At 51.9% G+C, this 17,791-nt stretch carries 2 protein-coding genes and 1 pseudogene; all 3 read left to right on the plus strand.

Going from position 1 to position 17,791, the window contains the following annotated elements; translation table 11 throughout:
* Nucleotides 1-188 (plus strand): annotated as a pseudogene (locus QZV31_RS08155) (hypothetical protein); the annotation flags it as partial.
* 709 nt (nucleotides 189-897) lie between these two features.
* On the plus strand, nucleotides 898-1,326 hold the full coding sequence (locus QZV31_RS08160) for a hypothetical protein (protein ID WP_295359546.1): 429 nt from the start codon (nucleotides 898-900) through the stop codon (nucleotides 1,324-1,326).
* Between the two features lie 414 nt (nucleotides 1,327-1,740).
* Nucleotides 1,741-17,778: a leukotoxin LktA family filamentous adhesin gene (locus tag QZV31_RS08165; RefSeq protein ID WP_295359547.1), complete on the plus strand. Its 16,038-nt coding sequence runs from the start codon at nucleotides 1,741-1,743 to the stop codon at nucleotides 17,776-17,778.
* Nucleotides 17,779-17,791: the final 13 nt, after the last annotated feature.

The following is a 17,791-nucleotide window of genomic DNA, read 5'->3' on the forward strand; positions in this document are numbered from 1 at the left end:
ATCCAGATGCGCATCCTCTATTTCATAGCGATCGGGGATTCCAATACACAAATCGAGCCTTTCACCACAAGTTAGTGAAAGCCGGCATGACGCAGAGCAGTTTAACTTCTGCGATTGTTTTGTTTTTGAGGGCTTTTCGCCGACATCTCACCGGGCGTATAAAAATGCGTCCGGTGAATTTTTTATAGCCTCTTTCCGGTAGAAAGATTTTCTCTATTTTTAATATATAACACGAAATTTACGCGTCAGCGTAGTGGCAGCTTTCCCGAACAAAGCAATAAAATGAACGAAAGAAGTATCACTTGGAGACAGACAATTAGACTGTCTTTATTTATAACAGAAAGCAGGATGGAAAACCGCGTAACTGCTGGAGTTACGAAAAAAGTCCGGTCACTTAAGTGACCGAGAAAGGTAATTAGGCCTCGAGGATTCTAAGCTTCACAGATAATTCAGAGAAATGAATGAAAAGCACTTTTTTCTACTCTCATTTCTGTTCAGGGAAAAGTTAAAATATGGGTAGCCATCAGTACTTACGAAGGCGGACAATATGATCAGGAAGCTGGGATTGGGACAATAAAACAATAAAAGCCCAGGAGATAAAATTCGTGGCGGACCAGTCGGTTAACGCGTATGGTACACTGACAGGTAACCAGGCATTCTCCAATGCTTATTCCGCTGCACCAACTACACCGAAACTATGACAGACGCATACGTGAATCATAAAGACATGGGGGAAGCGTTTCTTCAAGCAACGGGAGATACCGTGCTGGATTTGGCTGCGAATAATCTTGAGGACAAAGGCTGGCACATTACCGGCAACGCGGGCGCCCAGGTTTATAAACAGGTGAAGTACTGCAACACCGTAATGAATCCCTGGCGCCGGAAAAAGGTACGGGTGTGTTCAATGAGCAGACGGCCATCCATAAGCAGGGTACGCCGCTGGAACGGCATCAGCAGCAATACGCGGAGGCGCAGAAACTGCGGGAACAGTTGAAGACGGATACGAACCTGAGTGCGGCAGAAAAAACGGAGATGGGAAAGAAGATTGCTTATCTGGAGAAACAGTCGGCCAGCAACCATTACGAAAGTACGCGTACCACAGCCAAGGAGCATGATATAATTAAGGGTATAAACGATGTGAACATAAAGAACGGGCTGGGGGACGGCATGAGCGAAGATGCCAGGTTTATTGGTAACCTGGCCAAACAGGTGAAAGAGGGCAAAATAGACAATGCTACCTACAAGCAGATCGTAACGGAAAAGTTTGGCTCGGAGGAAGCGGCGCAGAGAATCGTAGCGAGAGGTTTCAGGGACACGAACAAGTAAACTGGAGGACGGAAGCAGTGCCGTATAATTAAATACAATTTCCCGCAGGGAAACCTGCGGGTCTTTTTATGTATAGCACAAAATGGTGTTTTCTCTTAAACGGCCTTGTATTTTGTAAATGCTGCAAGGGAAGAGTGTGAAATTCATTAATAGTTTGAAATTCGACTAATGAGGAAGATAAAATTCATTAAATCGAAGAGCAAGAAATTCAATAAATGATGAGTAAAAGATTCTTTAATTAGTGTAGTTTTTTCAGAATTTGCCATAGTTTTGTCACGGGTTTTGTGTTATAATAATGAAATAATGATGTAATGTGGGTTATTGTGAGATATATCGTGTTTCAGCACGGAGTCGTCTCTTTCATTTTGGTTTTTTATTCCGTTTTTTTCATGCGGGTTAGATGGGGGTCAGTTTATGAATAAGGCGTTCAAAGTAATCTGGAGTCATGCTAGAAAATGCTACGTGGTCGTTTCCGAAATCGCGAAGAACCACGGCAAGAATAATACAAGAAGTATCGTCAGCCAGCTGGCGACACATGCCCAGGCAATAGCAGGCCGTATGTATGCCGCTGCGCTGGCAGAGTCTGACGTCCTGGAGCAGGCCTTTGACTCGGCATGGCATCCCCGTACGGCAGCCCATTGGATCGTGCCGCTGATGACGGTGGGTATTATGCTCCAGGCCACACCTGGTTTCGCTTCCGTCATCACGGATGCGGATAAAAATTCCCTGACCTCCGGCGGGAAGGTACATGATATCTATACACAGAAGATATTGAGCAACGACGATGGAAATTTTGGCTATAACCGTTTCCAGAAATTCCAGGTTTCCCAGGGCGATATTGCCAATATGTATTTTCATCTTAAGGACCATCCGGAGATCAAATCGGACAACCTGGTGAACCTGGTCAACAGCAAAATTGATATCCAGGGCACGGTGAACGCAATCAAGGACAACCGCATCGGCGGCAATTTATATTTCCTGAGCGCTAACGGCATGGTCGTCGGTAACACCGGCGTCATCAATGCGGGCCGTTTTATAGGCATGGTGCCTCATTCCGATAATTTCGACGGCAGGGTGAACACCAGCGGTATGTGGGGCAGCACCACTCAGATGGCGTATGAATTCAAACATTATATTTCGAATTTTGGAAAACGCAGCGCTGACGGAGAGTTTAACGTGATGCGTACCGAATGGGCCGAGCAAGGGGAGTTAAAGGGCTTCAAGCTGGCTCCAAAGGGCGAAATTATCATTCAGGGTCAGGTGAACACCCGCAGTGGCATGCTGCTGGGCGCTGCCCACATCGATATTCAAAAAGGCGCATGGCTGCGGGGAAATAAAAATATAAACTTTACCAACCTGGTGAATGCCATTGACACCAGCGGCAACGTAATTACGAACGCAAATTTTTCCCGCATGGGACTGAAGGCTGAAGCGGATGACAAGAGCGGTGATGTGATTTTGCGGGCGGCGACAGAACACAACAATACGTTCCTGTATGCGCCTACGATTGAAACGATCGTAAAAACTGATCTGGACGCCAAGGTAGACATGGACGGCACGATAGAGACTGACGGAAAAGCGGATATTTCGGCCAGCGCAACCCATGTGTTTGACAGCACCAAGTTTACGTTGACCAAGCCGATTATGGATGTTGGGAAAGAATTGCTCAGCGATTTGGTTGGCCTGAACATCGATGCCGCCGGTGCGCAGAAACACTCCACGGCTCAGGTGAACCTGAAGGAAAACGGTGATATTATGGCCGAAGGTAATGTGAGCCTTCAGGCGGATGCGTCCACGAAAATCAAGCTGGAAGCCAAGGTCAGGCCGTATAAGGTGGCGGATACCACATCGGCGATGCCGGTTGCGGCAGCTACCGTTGGCATTGTGAAAAACAAGGCGCTGGTCAATGTGAAGGGGCGCATTACTTCCAAGGCAGGCGACATCGCCTTGAAGGCGAACGCCAATACAAATGTTGAAATGAAAACTCTGGCGTTGACGCCTAACACGCAACTCATAGCAGAAGGAGACAAGGGCAATTCCATATATGTGGGAGTGTCCTGGCTGAGCGGTGATAATCTGGCCCAGATAGATATTGACAAGGGGAATATTATCGAATCGGCCGGAGACTTTACGGCGGAAGCTCATGCAATCAGCGACTTGAAGGCCGGCAGCTATGTAGAGGGCGCGGATAAAACCTTTGCGTCTACATCTGTCGCGGTACTGGATTTTGATACGGCAACCAATGTAAACATCAACCGGTCCGTAAAGGCCAGGGCGATAAAGGCCAAGGCAGAAAACGAGATTGCCGGCCTTAGGGTGGCCGCAGAAGATGCCAATGGCGAGGGAGAGGACAGGTTAATTGGCTTTGCGCTGATAAACAGGGAAACCAAAGGCGATAAGCTTGCCAACAAGCTGAAAGAAAAATTTCACTGGAACGGGCTTGTCAACGGAGATAAACTGGCGGGTCTGGAGAATGCCTTTAACACTGCACAGGGATATATTACGGCTGGCGCCGCTGTGGCGGTGGTGGACAGTGTCAACAGTGCTGCGGTTACCATTGGACCCGCTGTGACCCTGAATGCCACCGGAGACGCAGTCAAAAAGGATGCCAATGGTAAGGAGGTTCCCGGCGGGGATGTGACACTGGAGGCAAATGCGCACATTGACAGCTTGCACCATTCCTTACAGGGATGGGCCAATGAGCAGGATGCGGACACCGCGTCCAAGGTCACGGTTGCGACCTCCGTCCTGTATAGCAATGTCGAAAACGATGCCAAGGTGGAACTGCAAGGGGCAAAGGCGAACCAGGAGGCCGCGTCCCTGGTTTCCGATAAGGGCAGCGTGAACCTGAACGCGACGGCCAAGCAGGCCTACGATGCGGCAGAACCGTACAAAAGAGTAGCGGACCGCGCGGTAAAGATGTGGAAGATATTAAAGAATTTTGGATATCAGTTCCCGGAACTGGCCAATCTAGAATCCGATACCGTGAAGGTGCAGAAGATGCTGGAGGACGGAAAAGTCGAAACGGTGACAGACCGGGCTTCCTTTTGGGATTTTTGTGATTCGGTAATGAACTTCTTAAAAAAAGAAGGGAAGAACATTTCCAAGCTGAACACGGAAGCAAAAAATCTGGTGCAGGATTTATCTGACACCCTGAGCCCGAAAAGCTATACCAACTATTATGTTCGCAGCTACATAGTGGATTCCCAGGACAACGGCTCCGCCAATCTGGACCTGGCGGCGTCCATTAACATTGCCAAGCTGCATAATAAGGGTATCGTATCCCTGGGAGAAAAAGCGAACATTTCCGCCGGGAAAAATATTAAAGTTAATACGCTGTCGGATACCGATGTGGTGACGGCCACCGGCTACGGCGGGGAATATTTTGCCATGTCGGAAAGCAACGGCAATGCTGCCGGGACCACCGTGGCGGTACAGGATTTTATCGGCGACAGCCTGATCCTGTCCGGGAAAAATGTGTCGCTTGCAGCGAATACGGCCGGAAAGGACAGCGGAAACATTGCCCTGAACGCCAAAAACGAAATGATCCAGACCGGCATCATCCTGAGCGCAGGCAAGGCGGACAAGAACCTGAGTGTGTCCGGTTCCCTGAACCTGCTGACGGGAGGGAACAACACGCTGGTGCTGTTGGACGATGAAACAACGGTCAAGGCGGCAGGCACTTTTTCCATGGGGGCCGATAGCAGCACTACGATAACCAATGTGGTCGGCGGCCTGGCTCTGGGCAGTGCCCGTACCAACGCCACGGTGGGCGCCGGGGTGGCGGTGAACCTGCTGGACGTGAACAGCATCGCCATGATCGGCGATACCGGTTCGGACGCGTCTACGACCGTGACGGATACAGACACGGACGAATTTAAGAAAAAGAGCGCGGAGGAGCAGAACAAGATCAAGGCGGAGAATACCCTGGCCACCGCCCGTAAAGTGGCGGCTGCGGAATCTCAGGTGCAGCGGATGGACGCGGAGTTTAAGCTGACAAAGCAAAAACTGACGGATTCCCTGGGGGCAAAAACAGCTGCAGGGGCTGCCAAAGGCATGGTAACAACCAATAACGTTTCTGTGACGGGGAACAGCATCGGAACCTTGAACGCCGTGGGGATTGAGGGCGCAGAGGCTTCGGAAAGTCACGCCGGTTTTGATTTTCTCACGAACTGGGATAAGAAGGGAACCTATCTGCGCGACCAGTTGACGGACGCGGGCAAGAATGTGGTGGATTTCCCGATTAAAAAGCTTAAATCGATAGCCAGTAATAATACGCAGCTCCGTAAGAAGTGGAACTTTGGTGACTACAACCCGGTGCAGCCTGCTAACGACAACGCGTCGGAAGCGTCCTTCAACGCCACAGCGGCGGCCAGCGTGGCCTGGAACAAAGTCAACAGCGAAACAGCGGCCGTCATCAGCGGCGCCGATGTGAATCTGCGCAAGCAGAAGGAAGCAGACAAGGCGGGTTCCCTGGTCAATACGGCGACGGACGATGTGTTCAGCGGGGCCTGGGCCGGCGCGGCGGCAGTGAACTGGTTTACCGGCGCAACCGGGGCGGCTGCCAACAACAATGCAAAAAAAGGCGCGCTGGGCACCGCGCTGGCGGTCAACCATCTGAACCGGAACGCAGATGCGCTTGTACTGTCGTCCCGGATTTCCCAGGCAGGCAACATTAAGAATACTGCCATCCGGAACGGTTCGGAAGCCGCGGTGGCCCTGGGCCTGGCGTTGACGAATGACAGCCAGGGGACCAGTACGGATGCCAGCGTCTCTTTCGGCCTGGCCATGAACAAGGCAAACACCGGAGCCCACGCACTGCTGATAGACACAACCTCCAGGTATGAGGGAAATGCCGATAATATGACCTATACAGGCGGTACGGATCTGGAAAACAGCGCTTATGACGGTGATATCCAGGTGTCCGGCGGCGTAGATTTAGCCTGGGTCAAGACGGATCAGGCGGGAACGGGCATCGCGGCCGGCATGACTGCGGCCGTCAGCGAAATCAATAACGATATCCAGAGCGGCATTCAGGGGGGATCCTACACGGGTCTTTCCAATATGCTGGTGGCCGGCGAGGACGCCCTGACCCAGGTGAACGCGGCGGCAGGTCTGGGTTTTTCCCGTTCGGACCGGGGCGTTGCGGCGGCAGGTTCCCTGGCCTACACGGAGCTGAAGAATACCAACCGCAGCTATATTTCCGGCACAGAGGCCGTCAAGGCTGCCGGCGATGTGACGGTGACCAGTCAGGATATTTCCGGCAAAAAAGAGAATCAATATAAAAAATATCTGCGAGACCGCAAGGTGGATGCTACCGGGATGGGGTACCTGAGCAGCGACACGACGAAGAAGCTGGGGACGGGGACTGCGGCCGGCAGCGCCGTTGTCAGCGTGGCGGCAGAGATTTCCGAAGGAAAGACGAACGCCGCCGGAGCGGCAATTTCCGTGAACCGTGTGGCGAACAAGTTCAGTTCTGACATTGTGAACAATAAGGCGCTGGAAGCTGGTTCTGTCAAGGCGGCGGCGGACGTACATACCAATATCGTATCTGTGGCGGCGGGCGTCAGTTTCAGCGAAGCGGATTGGGGCGGTGTAGGTTCTCTGTCCTTTAACGATCTGGATCAGGATAATATTGTGTCGGTCACCGGAAACCGTAACGGTACGGCTGCAAACAGTGGTATCGCCGCCAATTCGGTAAACGCCGTGGCGAAGAACACCGGTCACATTGTGAACGTGACCGGCGACTTTGCCGGGGGCAGGAATGCGGTGGGCTTAGGTATTGCCTATAATAGCATGGATGACACTACGGGTGTGTACGCCGGGAACAACCAGATTCGGGCGAAAGAGGCGGCGAAAGGTGTAGAGGTGTCCCTGGACGCATCAAATGACGCCTATGCTCTGGCCCTGTCGCTGGGCGCTGCGGCTACTTACAAGGATGATGGCAATGTAGCAGCTCACGGCAACTTTGGTATCAACCGGGGCCACAACGATACGATAGCCGTTATCGGGGAAGATAAAGACGGAAAGAAAGGAAGCAGCAAGGATAAAATAACCAACGCATCTTCCGTGACGGTAAAGGCGACGGATAAAACTACAAAGACTACGATAGCAGGGGCAGCCGAGCTGGCCATTAAAGATACAACGGTAGCACTGGGTGTCGGCGTGGCCTTATCAGAAAGCGACAAGGGATCCGAAGCCGGCGACGGAAGAGAAACCGTTCGGGCTGAGATCAACAATACGGATATTACGACCGTGAAAAAGGACGGCAAATCTCCTGTAATCAGCGCCATCTCTTCGGATACTTCCAAAGCGACCACGACAGCCGTAGGCGCAGGGCTGGTGAAAAGCGCGAAATTTGCCGCCCAGGGCATCGGGGCGGACGCCAATATTTTCAAAAATAATACGGCAGGGCTGAAGGATACCTCTGTTGACAAAGATGGCGGCAGCAAGGCGGCGCTGGTGACTGTGAAAGCGGACACTTCTTCCACCCTGAAGACCGGGGCGGCGGCTTTGCAGCTTGCCGGGCCGGACACTTTCCTGGCCGGGGTTGTGGCGACAGGGGTGAACCGCATCAAAGATACCACTACGGGAGGTGTGACCTATACGGATAAACAAAACGCCACGGCTATGAATCTGGGGAACCTGTATATTAACGGTACTGCCAAAGGCGAAATCACCAGCGTGGCCATGGGGGCTTCTGTGGCTGTGAAAGGAACAGCAGTCGCAGGCGGTTCCGGCAGCCATAATTACATTGAGAACAATGCTGCGGCTAAAATTGAGAAGGCGAATATCAACAGCGCAGGCAATGTGGGCGTGGTGGCCCTGAGCGATGAGGCTATCAGCAACTATGCGGGCGTGCTGGACGTGGCTGCAGGCAGCCAGGGTGTTTCCGCCGCCCTCGGCGTAAGCGGCTCCAGCAACAAACTGTCCGGCTCCACGGAGGCTGTTATAAAGGACAGCACGGTAGTGGCTGCAGGAAGCACGGAAGAGGACAAGACGATCAAAACAAAGAGTAAGCTGAAGGCCAACACAGGCAGCGATGCGTATCTGATCGACGGCGCAGTGACCAAAAACACCTGGTCCGGCGGTAAGCTGCAGGAAGGCCGGGAAGAAGAGAAAAAGACCGGCGTAGTGGTGGACGCTTCCGCTACCCACGGCATATCTTCCGTGCTGGCCAACGCCGGCGTGGCGGTAGGCGCGGGAGACAGCGGTATCGGCGCCAGCCTGGCGGGCTTGCTGAACATCAACCGTATTGGCGGAAAGACAACGGCGAAGATACTGGATTCCAAAGTAAATACAAAGGTTACCCGAAGCGATGTGACCGTGAGGGCAGCCGATTATACCAATGAGGCTGAATTCAGTGGCGCGGCGGCGGTGGCCTTCGGGGATAAGGGTGCCGGAGCAGCGGGCCTGACCTTTAACTTTAACACCGTGGACCGGGAGACCGGCGCAGGGGTATCCACGTCCAAGGCTGTCTGGGATGCTTCCAGGAAGCAGTATACGGCGCCGGAAGACAAGTCTCTGAATACGGTGTTTGCGAAAAACTTTGCGGTGACAGCGGACGCTAAGCAGGCTATGTCAGCCTTTAATGTGGCTGGAGCCGTGGCGGGCAGTTCTTTCGCCGCTTTAGAGACAGGTGATAACGGCAGCAGCAGCAAGATGAAGAGCGTCACCATTGCTACCGTTACCAATACTACACTGGATTACACAGGGGAAACCGCCGTAAAGGCAGATCATGAAGACCGTATCTACAACCTGAACATTGACGCAGGCCTGACTCTTTCGTTAAAAGGAGCCGGCTCCCTGAATGTGGGCGTGGGTGTGGTGAATGAGGATTCTTCCGTCCTGGCCAACGTGCAGAACAGTGAACTGAAATCCGAAACAGCAAAGTCCAAACTCAATGCGGAGGCGTCCAACAGTACCACGCTGGAATCCCGGCTGGTATCTGTAGGAGTGGCAGGCGGCCTGTTTAGTGCAGGTGTTGCCGGCAGCGCGGCCGTCAACAATATTGATACGTCTGTAATCACCAACATCGTCGGCAGTTCCCTGCAGGGTGATACTATTGGCATCGGGACATCCAACAAACTGAAGATCAAGGACGCTACAGGTACGGGCGGCGCAGGCCTGCTGGCGGGGGTCGGCGTCGGCGTGGATGTGAACACCCTGAACGATACCGTCAGTACGTTAATAAACAACAGTACGCTGAAGGCTAAGGATGGCTTATCGGTAAACACTGCTACGGAACGGGCCATAAATTCTACCGTAGCGGGCGTAGGCGCTGGGATAGGCGGCCTTGCGGTGAACGTGCTGTCTGTTTCCCTGAACAGCGGCATCAATGATTTGGAAAACGTAACAGACAGTGAAAGCACCAGCGACACCAAAGGAACTTTCAGCCATAAGGACAGCCTGGGCAAAGTACTGAACAGCATCAATAATGAAGCGACTTCCAAATTGACCGACAGTTTCTACGGTTTAAGTGACGCGGAAAAGAAAGAGGCAAAGGAGCAGGCGAAGGTTAATGCGAAGGCCGGGAACAGTCAGAAGGGTACCGGGGTACATACCTATGTGCAGAACAAGTCTACGCTGGAAGCTGCTTCCGGCGCTGTAAGCGTTAATAATTCAGAAAAAAATGACGCTGACCTGAACGGCGGCAGCGGTGCAGGCGGTATCGGCGCTGTCAGCGTAGCGGATACGGTATATCATCTGAACGAACTGAACGATATAACGGTAGCCGGTTCCACGGTAAAAGGTACCAGCGTTTCCCTGGCGGCGAAACAGGGCAATATCACGGAAAATAATGAAGACGCCATACGTCTGCGTACGGTTCAGGCAAGCGCAGGCATAGGGGGAGTAGGCGTAGGCTATGCAGGTCTGACCACCAAAGGAAGTACCGGCATTGCAGTTAATAAAAGTACCTTCACTGCCACAGACGGCGACCTGACGCTGCAGTCTGCGGATTCCGCATGGAGCAAGGCCCTGATGATCGGAGCCAGCGCGGCGTTGGGCACTGCTTCTGTCAGTGTGGCCCATAATACGAATCTGGCAAACACCTTTGTCACTGTGGAAGGCGGCAGCACCTTATCCGCATCAAGAAAGGACAAGGATAAAACGGCCGCTGTCAGCCTTTTGACGGAACGCACCGGCAGAGTGGCTTCCAAAACTACGGGTGTAGGGGCAGGGGGCTTGGCCGTTGTGGTGAATTCCGCCAAAACCAGGGACTGGGAAACCGACAAAAATGACAAAACCAACGTAAGTACTTCGTATGTGCAGGTAAAAGGAAGCGGCAATACGTTTGAGGCGGATACCGTTAAGATGGAAGCCGTCAACGCACCGGTCCTGCGATCGGATGCCGGCGGAACCGCTGCTTCTCTTATTGGCGTTTCTGTGATGCGCAGCGATGTGAGGGCAAAAGCTTCGGCTAACGTGACGGTGGCGGATGACAACAAACTGTTGGGAGACAGCGTGCTCACCCAGGCCGTCATTGGCAGCGAAGACAGGTTGCTGGCGCAGGCGGAAACGACTGGCACAAGCGTAGGGTTGGGCCTTTCCGTTAATCCCAACTTCGCCAATGCCATTACCAACACCACAGCCACTGTGAACGTTGGGAAGGAAACGTACAGGAAACCGGAAAAGAAAGAAAAGGACACCGATAAGGAAACGGGCACATCCCTCGCGGTAATCTCCCAGAACAATGCCGGCCGTAAAGCGACCATGGGCAATACTTCCGTGGGTCTGCTTATGGCAATCGGCATTGGAAATGCGGAAGCTTCTGCCAATGACTTCAGTACTGTCCGGGCAGCAGGCGGCGATGTGAAGAATCTGAAGATCAGCGCTACGGGGAAGGCCAATGCCTCCGGTTATGCGGACGGGGATTCCGGCGCTGCCATATCTATAGCAGATCCTTCTACGGTGACGATGGATACCAAGACTACTACAACGGCTACCCTGGCCGGTGCATGGAATGTGTCGGGCCAGGCCGATATCGGTGCTGTGCAAACCACGTCCTCCCGTGCTACCGCCAGGACAGGAGCCGGCGGTGTCATCAGCGTGAACTGGGCAAAATCCGACAACAACGTGACAGCGGATACCAAAACCGTTCTGGCCAAAGGGGCGACGCTGAATGCGAATCGGTCCTATGTGCTGGCTGCAAATAACATCACTACCGGCGCCTGGGAAAAGGAAAAATACAATACGCATATGAATATAGGCGGCGTCTTTAATTTTGCGCCGGATGTCAAATCCACCTCCGTGGTGACGGCAAAAGCCAATATTGTGGCTGAGGATAACAGCAAAGTGACCACGGCTAAGGGGCAGATATACGACGCTCATAACGCCATGAATCTGTCTAACAAGGTAGAAGGCAAGGGCGGCGGATTCGCTGAAAACATGGGCGTGCACAGTATCAATACCACTACGGAAACCAGTAAGATTACCATTGGCAAGGGTGCAGCCCTGAATCAGCAAGGGGCTTTTGACGACGGAGATTTGATCCTCAGCGCCAGCGATAATCTGAACCTGAATTCCCTGGCTGAAGCCTGGGTAGGCGGTTTTGAGGGCTTTTTGAACATATTTTCGGAGAACAATATCAATCGCAGTAACCAGATTGAAGTGAATGGATCTTTATCCAGCAGTCACGATATTAACCTTTACGCAGGCAGCGACGTGGACGGGGCAGATGCTCAGGTAAAGCTGACGGGTATTGTGGAAGGTCACAACAATACGATTGCTTCGCTTAAATCGGAGCCCAGCTTTAAATATAACATGAAAAACAATCATCAGGTAAAAGTCAGCGCCGGCGGAAACGCCACATCGGTCCGCAATATCAACATAACGGCGGACAACGGGTCGGAATCTGTAAAGAAGGACTCCAAGGTAATCTATAATCTGTTCCAGCCAAATGCCTCTACGAGTTCGAGTTTGGTCACGAATGAGCCGGGTAAAACTAATATCAAAGAGACGAACAATAACTTTGTAAACGTGGAAGGCGCATTGAAAGCGGGCATCCACAACAAGGTGAATATTACCATTACTGGCAGTGCTGTACCCAAAGCAGGCGGCGTTACGCCGGTAAGCGGAAAGTCGGAGCTGGTTATCGACACCACTGGTTCCAGCGAAAACTTCAACAAGGACGATATCAAGACCGGCGATATGGATTATGCGACCCAGCTGGGGAACCAGCTGGCGGCAGTGGAAGCCCTGATCAAGGAATACAGTACCGGTACGGACACCAAGAGCATGGCATCCTATCTGGGTTATGTGCAGCAGCGGCAGCGCATTTTGGACGAGCTGGACAAGCGAAATCTGTTCAGGAAGGAAAGGAACCCGCAGACCGGTAAAGAGGAAAAAGTCTATACTACCAGCGGCATTACCATCCGGTATGTGGAGATTCCGGAAATTTCGGCCAGCGGCGGAAACATTACGGTACAATCGGAAAACCTGTACGGGAAAGGAAAACTGGAAGCCAACGGCGTCCCCCAGGTGACCATTACCAATCATTCCAATGCCTATCTGAAACTGGATGGGATTCGGATTCATGACCCGGGAGGGGAAATCCTCTTTAAGGGGAATGGTACAGTTCCGACCAGCGTGAAGAATAATGAGGAAGTCAACGGGCTGAACAAGGATAAGAAGAATCCGGCGGCGTTCGCTGTCTTCCGGAACGATACGGCAGGCAATCAGGCCAGTGTGATCAGGATTACCAACGAAAACAAGGTGGGATCTTCCGTTTCGGTAAAGGATTCTACCGGTAAGCAGGGAACCTATACTCCCATTACCGATGTGGCGGTAGCGGGGGATGTGAGCAACGATGCCGGGGATATCCGCATTACTAACAGCAGCGGTTCCATAACCATCGGCGGTACATCAAAAGGCGCCAACATTATTGGCCGGACGGTGCAGCTCACCGCTAAGGACAGCATCTCCCAGGACTATGTGGACGGTATTGTAAATATCGGCGGACGGCCCCAGGACCTGAATGCGGATGAAGTAAAGTTTGCAGTGAATATTGCAAAAGGCAATACGCTGGCGGATAAGACGGTGAACAAATCAGAGCCCCAGACAGAAGGACTGAAGCAGACGGCTACAGACATCACCAATGCGGAACTGGGACGCATCGCCGGCGACAGCGTGTATATCGCGGCGGCGGATATTAACGTGAACGGCCTCATCCAGAGCGGCTACAGCAAATACGAAGCGGAAGTCGGCGATATCCAAGATATTAACAGCCTCATGACTAAGTCTAATGAAGTGACTGTTGAGGGCCGTACCATGTATAAGGTGAACGATGGCGGCAAGCCTGTATTTGATCATACCATCGGCGCCTTTAAATACGTGGCGCAGGTGTATTACGACCCGCAGAATCAGCAGCTGGTACTGGAAAACATTGATACAAAAGGAGGCCGGATTTATCTGACCGGCCGCATTTCCAGCACGGGCAACGGCAGGATCCTGGCAGCGGACGGCGGGGCTGACATCACAGTCAATAATAAATCTGCGTATGACCTGAATGTAGGGAAAATACTGAACAACAATATTGAAGGCAAAATAACTATCACTGATCTGGCACAGGATATGTGGACGGAATATACACGTTCCGCTACAAAAAGGATTGAGAAATACAGTCAATATGCAAAGGACAGCGCTGCAGCGGATAAAGCGGCCAAAACGCTGGACGGCATCGGCTATAACATCGGCGCCACGCCATCCGGTACATACAAGGTGAAGGGAGGCCTGCGGTATAACTGGACCCTGGGCACGGAAACCGGCACCACGAAATATTACCATAAAGTCCAGAACTCTCTGTTCTGGGGCGCATTGGATACTTCCAGCAGCCAGTCTAAACTTAAAGAACTGGAAAGCAGCAGCGAAGTGAAGGAAATGAATAAGGGGGCTACCCGTGATTTGGGAAGCGGTACATTTATCGATGCGATTAAAGACACCGATTACAGTAAAAAGCTGAACAGCACGGAGTTTGGCGCAGTGTATGAAAACCGGGTGACCAGTGATACCCGCACTGTTACAGGAACATGGAAAGAGTCCGGCGACTTCTGGGCCTTTTGGTCAAACCCTAAATATCATATGGAATGGACTACGAAGACCGGTTCCAGCCAGTCCTACACCTTCTCCCTGAAGGCGGATCGGGATATCGGCATCGGCTTTATCGGCACGGAAACCGGAAGCATTTCCATTACCGGGACCAACAAGTCAGGTTCCAATATCAACCTGACCGATACCATCAAGAATAATACGGCTAATGCGTCGCTGACTATCCACACGGCGGCAGGCAGTATCATCCAGAAAGGGGATACGGCCCTGATTACCGGCAAAGCAGATCTGCAGGCCCGGAATAACATTGAAAATATCAATATTACTTCTCTGGGTGTACGTACCGCTAACCGTGACGGGAAGACCTATACCACCTCTGACAAAGTATTGCTCAGCGCGGTTTCCACCGATGGTGGAGATATAGACGTAACCGTACAGGGCGGTACGGCGGAAGGTCAGGCTCTGCCTGGTAATGTAGAGATCCAGAAGCTGTATAGTATCGGAAACGAAACCAATGGCACCGGCGATGTAATGCTGAAAGCGGATGGCAATATTACCCAGTCGGGTTCAGATACTGCCGTAAAAGGCCGGGAAATTTCCCTGACCAGTATCAATGGCGGAATCGGTACGGAGAAACAGGCTGTCGTCATGGATTCTCATTCGGAAGCCTATGGCTTTACCCCGGAATCCTCCAATGTGGACGCAGTCGCCAAAAAGAGCATCTATTTATCAGAAGCAACGGGCGATATGCGGATCGGGTCTGTGATGTCCCAGGATGGTGACGTGATCCTGACGGCAAAGAACGGACGGCTGCTGGATGCTCTGCCCCGGGAGGAAAGCAGTAACAATGTGGATGAAGACGACCTGGTGCGGCACTGGATCGATACCGGACTGATCAAAGGCACCCCCGATTATGAAGGCGCTTATATCACGGGACTGAAACAGGATGCGGCTAATTATAAGGCAAGGGCAGAAGCAGAATATGAGGAGTTTGTGAAAGGCGGGGCCAGAGAGCCAGTTAAACAACGGTTCACGAAAGCGGATGGTTCCACATATGCCAGCGCCGCTGAGTATCTGACTCAGGACGCAACTTATCAGGCAATCGTGAAAAAATATGAAAACCCCACCTATGTGTGGACCAAGGAGCAACTGCTGTACTCCATCCGCAATGCCATTGTGAACAAGGAAAGCGGCGTGACGGCAGAGACCCAGGGCAAGATGGCTAACGTGCAGGGAAAAAATGTGACGCTGGTTGCCAAAGGTATCGGCATGAACAGCGGTACTACAACAACCATCCTTGCCAGCGATCTGACCGGTGGATCCGAGAAGGCCATTTCCAATATGAAGCTGCTGGCTAATGCGGACGCGGCAGATGTGACGATAAAAGATAAAAACGGAAATATTCTGACCTTTGGTACTGATTCACAGGGCAAACAGACCGTAACGGCCCGGGATGCCAATGGCAATACGGTACAGACCGACGGAACAGTGTATTCCTTTGTCATCGGTAATCTGATTCCTTTAGGCGTAAAGGCGTCAGGGCAGGTGAATGTCACCGCCAGCGGCGGGAATGTGTTTGTCGCCGGCAGAGGTGACGAAAATGGCGTTTACTCACCTTTAAATACCGGTGTTATTAATGCGGAAAATCAGGATGTTCGACTGTATACGCAGGAAGGAATCTACAACGCGCTGCAGGGCAAGGATGCCGGTCAGGCTAACGTGAAAGCGAAAAACCTCATTGCTTATGGCGGCACAAAGGATATCGGTGCTGCAGATAAGTATCTGGGGGTCGACCTGATGGGCGATTTGCAGAGTGCCAATGCCAACGGCAGTATCTATATCAAAAATATTGGCTCGAAATCCGCCACACTGTATGTTGGTTCCCTGTATGCCGGGGATACGATTGCTTTGGACTCTGCGGCAGGCATCCAGATGTCCTGGGATAAGAATTATAGCGGCGCTTACCTGAATGCAGGGCAGCATTTGCGGCTGACATCGGATCCGAATTCTGGCATACTGGGCTATGCTAACGACCCGCTGCGTATCCTTAACACCGGAGGGGAAATTTCGCTGGAAGCGGAGCAAGCCTATATCAAGGGTGTCAATGGACAGCTGGGAGATGCAGCGACGATGAATGTGGGCGATGTAAAAACTTCCGGCAAGGCGATCATGCAAAGCGAAGGCAATCTGCTGCTTTCAGGTGAGCTTTCAGCAGGTACCGATGCCACGTTAGAGACTCTGGCAGGCGGCGGTATTTCTGTGCCCGGCAGCATGAGTGCGGAGAATGCTACGATACAGGTTGACCAGGATAAGACCGGCAAAGGGAAAAACGGTGATATGATAGTGAATGGTAACGTAACAGCCCGGAACCTGGCAGCACTGCATAATAATACTGCGCAAGGGGATATCTACATAACCGGCAGTGTCATTGGCGGAAGCATGGAAATTACCAGTAAAAACGGCGTGATTACGGGATACGGAAAGCTGGAAACAACCGGAAAGAATCTTTCCATCACCAGCGAAACCGGTGATATCAACATCGGCGGCGATTTTGACGTCCGGCAGGACCTGACGTTGAAAACCGGCGGTGACGGAGAAATTACCCTTTACAAGGATAAGAAAGTACATGAGGTGATGAACATCCTTGCAGGCCGCAACATCAGTCTGCAAACGGAAAACGGCCTGATTCTCGTTGAAGGGAAGATTGTATCGAAAAGCGGCAGTATAACATCTGAAACTGAAACCGGCGAAATCTTTTTGGCGGGCGTGCTGGACAACACTGGCAGCAATGATGTTGTAAATGCCGGCGGAGACATTACGGCGACCGTTAAGAAAAATGGCGATATAACCTATGCCGGCTCTGTAAAAGCCGGTGGGGAAGTAAAAGCGACCACACAGGATGGTATAATCCGCTACGCCGGTTCTGTGGAAACAGGCAACAGGATTATTGCGGAAGCAGGAAACGGTTTTATTTTGTATGACGGAAATGTGAGAGCCGGCGGCAATGTTACCGCTCTGATGAGGACCGGAAGCATTATTTATGTTGATTCTGTTAATGCAAACGGTAACGTGGAAGCTAAAATTACGCAAAACGGGAATATAATATATTTGGGAACCGTTAAAGCGGACCGCAATGTGATAGCAGATACTGTTGCTGGAGATATTATATATGGCAGGGATGTAGTTGCCGGTCGAAGCGTAATTTCCCATACGGGATCGGGAACCATAGCTTATATGGGCAAAGTGACGGTAGGCAAGGATCTGCCGGAACAACTCCGTAAAGGCTATGGGAAAATTGCTTACTTTAACCGTTACGGTCTGGTTGGGTATGACAAGGCGGGCAGTTTTGTACCTGTACGCAATGCAAGTCCGTCGGAAATTAAAGTAACAGACGTAAAGCATTAAATTATAGCGAATC

Origin of the sequence: uncultured Succiniclasticum sp. (genome assembly GCF_902793885.1) — a bacterium.
GTDB lineage: Bacteria > Bacillota > Negativicutes > Acidaminococcales > Acidaminococcaceae > Succiniclasticum.

Excerpts from the sequence above, each read along its gene's own strand:
- QZV31_RS08165 (WP_295359547.1), top strand. The coding sequence starts at position 1,741 with ATGAATAAGGCGTTCAAAGTAATCTGGAGTCATGCTAGAAAATGCTAC.